The organism is Gammaproteobacteria bacterium (assembly GCA_022340215.1).
In the GTDB taxonomy this organism is placed as follows: Bacteria; Pseudomonadota; Gammaproteobacteria; order JAJDOJ01; family JAJDOJ01; genus JAJDOJ01.
Map to the genome: position 1 here is coordinate 1 of JAJDOJ010000007.1, position 4,581 is coordinate 4,581.

Genomic DNA, 4,581 nt, shown 5'->3' on the forward strand with positions numbered 1-4,581 from the left:
GTGTTCCGGTCCAGGGTCACACTCGAAATTGATCATTCCCTTGCGCAGCACGACACGCTGGCCGTGCAACAGCCTGCGCCGGCATTCACGGTTGCCCGGTATGCCCCGCATGGATTTCGGCTCCGAAAGGTATTCGTCCGCAATCTCCCTGAGCAACGGGACCGATTTCGGACCCACACGCGAAAAAGTGCCCGTTTCGTGGATTGCGTGCCGCTCCGATCGATCGCAAGCCCCATCAGGACTCGGATATCGTGACTGCCGGCCAGGATTGACAGGTCGATGCCGCTTTCCTTCACGAGGCGAACGGCGCGGAGCAGGCGCAGTACGTCGGGCAACTGATGATAGTCGCAATGACGCAGCAGCGCGGCGATCAGGGACGCCTCGCTCATTCGCGGGCGCGCAGTTGCTCGGCCAGGCGTTCTACCATTGGGGCGAGATCCTTCTGTTTTAACCGGCCGATGGCCTGTTCGGGGGAGACCCATTGCCGGCCCCGGTGGCGTTCTTCCCACTTGTCCTCCGAGATGACTTCCGTGACCTCCATGGGGTACACGTCTACCGTGCAGGTCGATCCCCATTTCCCGTAGGCGTAGGATCCGATCGGGTCGTCGCCGACACGGCCTTCGACGCCGGCCTCCTCACGGGCCTCCTTTGCGGCGGACGCCTGCGGGGTCAGCCCAGGGTCCTTGATGCCCTTGGGGACCACGAAGTGTTTTCTCTTGCTCGACGAGATGACGAGGATCTGCGGCTTTCCGTCCCGCATCCGATAGGGGATGACCGAGGACTGGGTGTAGTAGTGCGCGGGCTTGTCCCGCAGTTCCTCGCCGTCTGGGGCGGGAAAGGGGAATTTTTCCGGCAGTTCCTGGGGCCTGGTCACCGATATCACCCGGGCGCAACCGGCCTTGAGCGATGCCCAGTCGTCCGGCATCTCCAGGCGCGCCAGCGTGGCGGTCGGCAGGAGATTACTGTCTTCCGGCATCGCGAGCGATTCGCCCGCCAGCCACATGAGCAACATCTCGAGCCCCGGGTTGTGCCCGACCAGCATGACCCGGGCGGTGTCTGTCGGACAGTCATGCAGCACGGCCGTCAGGTCGTCCGGCGAGGCCTCGTAGATCCGCTCGTCCCGATGGATCGCGCCCGAGCCCCTGCCCATGGCATTGCAGAGCGTTTCCGCCGTTACCAGGGCACGCGCGGCCGGGGAGCTGACGATGTGGTCCGGTTGCAATCCCTGCCGCCAGAGCCAGACGCCCATGTGTTGCGCACCCCGCGTGCCACGGTCGGCCAGTGGACGGTAAAAGTCGCCCACACCGACGTTCCAGTCCGACTTGCCGTGGCGCAGGATCATAAGCTCGCGCGACATGATTTATGCACTCCCGATTCCCGAGTCAATCAGATCGAGACAGTCCGCCACGATCCCGGTCTCCAGCGCCATCGTACGTTCCACCAGGGTATCGAAGGCAGGGACTTCCAGCCCGCAGACCCTGCTGTCGACCTGCCGGAACTCGGGATGGATATCGTACACCTCGGGCAGACGACGGGCGAGTTGCTGCATGTAGTGCGCCGAGACATGCCGTTCGGTGCGGGTCTCCCGCCAGACCGATTTCAGGGTCTTGCCGAGATGCCGCAGCGCCTGCTTCACTTGCGGTTCCGGCTCGTGCAGTACGATCTCCTCGAAGGTCAGGCCGGCCAGGTGCTCGATCAGCATGGCGGCGGGCTTGCCGCGCTTGTGCCAGGAGAGGATACGCGGGGCGAGGCCGGGGGTAGATCTCGTGCCAGCTTTCCACTCCGTCCCGTTCCGCCTTCAGCTTAGGCGATTTCTGTCAAATGACATACCCTCCTGCTTGTCTTTGTCGTCCGTCCTCTATGTTGCGACAACAGTTGCATAGTTCGACTATGCGCCTGTTGTCACGCCTTGATGACGAACGAAAAACCGGCACGATCTAGTATGCCATTTTCCGGCAATCGCCTTACGCTTCTTCAGCAGTCCATTGCAGCGCGTCAGGAGCTTGCGGTATTCCCGGTCCAGCCTGTGCTCGATCCGGCCGATATTCAGCGCGCGATCGGTGTCGGTGCCATCGATCGAACTAGGTCTCCAGCGTCCCCAGATAGACGGGGTTGATCTCGCTTTCCCTGGAGAGGAATTCCCTGAGCCCGTGGGGAAACAGCGGGGCCCCGGCCAGTTCGCCAAGGGCCATCCAGACGACTTCGATCTGGTGCTCGTCGGGCCGGTGCCCGTTGTGTGCTTCGTAATCGTCGGGGATCGAACATGCGAACACGAACTCGACGGTTTGTCGTGTGGAAGGCGGTGTCGTGTCGCGCGGCTTGAACCAGTCGGCCACGTGGACCAGGGCGAGCACCCGGACACAGGTTCCGATCTCCTCGCGGCACTCGCGGTCCAGGGCCTGGGGGAGCGTTTCACCGGATTCCTGCGCGCCACCGGGCAGCGCGAAACGCTCCCCGCGCGCGTCCCCGCCCTTGCGCAACAGCAGTATCCTGCCGCGCACGATCAGCGCGCGAGCCGCGTTGCGTATGTCCGGGAGGAGATTTTCCACGGCTGAATTTATTGCAGATTCAATTGTAATCATTCACACAGTAGCCTAATTTCCTATCAAATGCAGGGGACAGGAAGGCATCGTCGATGAACGACATCCGCGTTACACGCCGCGCCATGATTCCCGATCGTGTCAGGATCAGTCGCTACGCCCGCGCACCCGAGTTCGGGCCGCGTGTCCTGTTTTTCAGCGGTGGCTCTGCTGTCAACGAGGCGAGCCGGGTGCTGAAGAACTTCACGCACAATTCCGTGCACATGGTGACGTCATTCGATTCCGGCGGCAGTTCGGCCAAGTTGCGCAAGGCATTCGGGATGCCGTCGATCGGCGACCTGCGCTGCCGCCTGATGGCCCTGGGCGACGAAAAGGTAACCGGCCACCCGCAGGTCTATCAGCTGTTCAGCTACCGGTTTCCCGACAGTTCGAGTAACCGCGACCTGGCCAAGCAACTCGACGAGATGGTCGAGGGGAAGGACCCGATGGTCGCGACGATCTCGAACCCGATGCGCCGGCTCATCCGCATTCAGCTCGGTTATTTCCGCGACGCGATGCCGGAGGACTTCGATCTGCACGGCGCCAGTATCGGTAACCTGATCCTGGCAGGCGGTTATCTCAACAATCACCAGAAGCTCGACCCGATCATCTTCCTGTTCTCCAAGCTGGTGGACGTTCATGGAACCGTCAGGGCCATCGTCGATGCCAATCTGCACCTGGGGGTGGAGCTGGAAGACGGATCCGTGGTCATCGGTCAGCACCGGATAACGGGCAAGGAGGTCGAGCCCCTTGCCTCGCCGGTGAAGCAGCTGTTCCTTTCGAGCCGTATCGACAAACGCGTCGATGCCGAGACGTCCCTGCGGAAGAAGAACCGGAAACTGATCGAGAAGTCCGACCTGATCTGCTACCCGCCGGGAAGTTTCTATTCCAGCCTGCTGGCGAATCTGTTGCCGCACGGGGTGGCCAAGGCGATCGCCGCGACCGACTGCCCGAAGGTGTATATCCCGAACCTCGGCGCCGACCCCGAGCAGATCGGCATGACTTCCGATCAGATGGTGAAGGCGCTGATCCGCCAGCTTCGCATCGAGGCGGGCGAGGATTGTCCCGATGAACACCTGCTCAATTTCATCCTGCTGGACAGCGCCAACGGTGATTATCCCTCGGCGATCTCCCGAAAACTCGTTCGCGACCTGGGAGTGCAGGTCATCGATACCCCGCTGATCAGCGAGCGAAGTGCACCTTACTATGATGCCGGGATGCTGGTGTCGGCGATACTTTCGCTGACCTGATGACCCGGGTTCGCCGGGAGGAAGAACCATGGGCGCGGGTGTCATCCCGTTTGCCGTGCCGGATAAGGCGATTGCCGGAAAATGGTCCACTTGGAGGGGGAAGGTCGGGATGGGGGGCGTCTGGGGATGGTTCGGCGGCAGATAGTAGTCTCGACCCCCCACCTGACCTCCCCCCCCGCCAGAGGGAGGAACAAGAGGCTAGTGCTCCTGGTGGATGGGCACCTCCGGAAGGGAATCCATTCCACCTGCCAGGATCATGCCCACCATGATACAGTAGGCGGCGAACTGGGCGCGAGTGAGCTGTTCCCCGCTGAGGCGTTCGTTCTCATCGACCATGCGCACCGCCTCCTCGGCGTGGTGCTTGAGGTCACCGGCGAAACTCTGCATCTCGGGTGTGATTTCGATTCTCATGGTGGACTCCTGTCAATTTGATCCATGGCCCATGGCCCCATGGCCGGTGGGCCCTCGGCCCGCTTGACGCCGGCAACCCCTTCGGACCACCGTCTCGCCTGGAAGTTACCGGCATATTGTCGCCGTTCCGGTGACTTGCCTCAAGGAAATGCCCGACGACCGGGCGGTCTCCCGCGATCGTTTGCGGATATCGGGCGTGGCGTCAGGCCTGGTAACTGCCGGTGCTTTCCCCGCGTTTCAGTTTCCGGATGCGGAATACCTCGTAGTCGATCCTGTTGCCGTTCACCGTCACCAGCGTGGCGTTGGAATGATCGTTGTAGAACTTCCGGATCGTGCTGCTG

General features: G+C 62.1%; 5 protein-coding genes and 1 pseudogene. 1 reads left to right on the forward strand and 5 read right to left on the reverse strand.

Features of this window, described 5'->3' with window-relative positions; genetic code table 11:
* Positions 1 to 385 precede the first annotated feature (385 nt).
* The 4 genes and pseudogenes from LJE91_00515 to LJE91_00530 form a co-directional block, all read right to left on the reverse strand.
* Positions 386 to 760: an NUDIX hydrolase gene (locus LJE91_00515; GenBank protein ID MCG6867246.1), complete on the reverse strand. Its 375-nt coding sequence runs from the start codon at positions 758 to 760 to the stop codon at positions 386 to 388.
* An 87-nt stretch (positions 761 to 847) separates the two neighbouring features.
* Positions 848 to 1,357: pseudogene (locus LJE91_00520) on the reverse strand (histidine phosphatase family protein).
* A 3-nt stretch (positions 1,358 to 1,360) separates the two neighbouring features.
* Positions 1,361 to 1,702: a hypothetical protein gene (locus LJE91_00525; protein MCG6867247.1), complete on the reverse strand. Its 342-nt coding sequence runs from the start codon at positions 1,700 to 1,702 to the stop codon at positions 1,361 to 1,363.
* A 379-nt stretch (positions 1,703 to 2,081) separates the two neighbouring features.
* On the reverse strand, positions 2,082 to 2,549 hold the full coding sequence (locus LJE91_00530) for an NUDIX domain-containing protein (protein MCG6867248.1): 468 nt from the start codon (positions 2,547 to 2,549) through the stop codon (positions 2,082 to 2,084).
* An 86-nt stretch (positions 2,550 to 2,635) separates the two neighbouring features.
* On the opposite strand from LJE91_00530, the gene LJE91_00535 reads away from it, so the two are divergent.
* On the forward strand, positions 2,636 to 3,829 hold the full coding sequence (locus tag LJE91_00535; GenBank protein ID MCG6867249.1) for a GAK system CofD-like protein: 1,194 nt from the start codon (positions 2,636 to 2,638) through the stop codon (positions 3,827 to 3,829).
* 198 nt (positions 3,830 to 4,027) lie between these two features.
* Here the strand turns inward: LJE91_00535 and LJE91_00540 are convergent, their stop codons facing one another.
* Positions 4,028 to 4,240, reverse strand: a complete 213-nt coding sequence (locus LJE91_00540) for a hypothetical protein (protein ID MCG6867250.1) — start codon at positions 4,238 to 4,240, stop codon at positions 4,028 to 4,030.
* Between the last annotated feature and the right edge of the window lie 341 nt (positions 4,241 to 4,581).

Coding starts and splice junctions, on each gene's coding strand:
- LJE91_00515 (MCG6867246.1), bottom strand. CDS start 760: ATGCGGGACGGAAAGCCGCAGATCCTCGTCATCTCGTCGAGCAAGAGA.
- LJE91_00540 (MCG6867250.1), bottom strand. CDS start 4,240: ATGAGAATCGAAATCACACCCGAGATGCAGAGTTTCGCCGGTGACCTC.
- LJE91_00535 (MCG6867249.1), top strand. CDS start 2,636: ATGAACGACATCCGCGTTACACGCCGCGCCATGATTCCCGATCGTGTC.
- LJE91_00525 (MCG6867247.1), bottom strand. CDS start 1,702: ATGCTGATCGAGCACCTGGCCGGCCTGACCTTCGAGGAGATCGTACTG.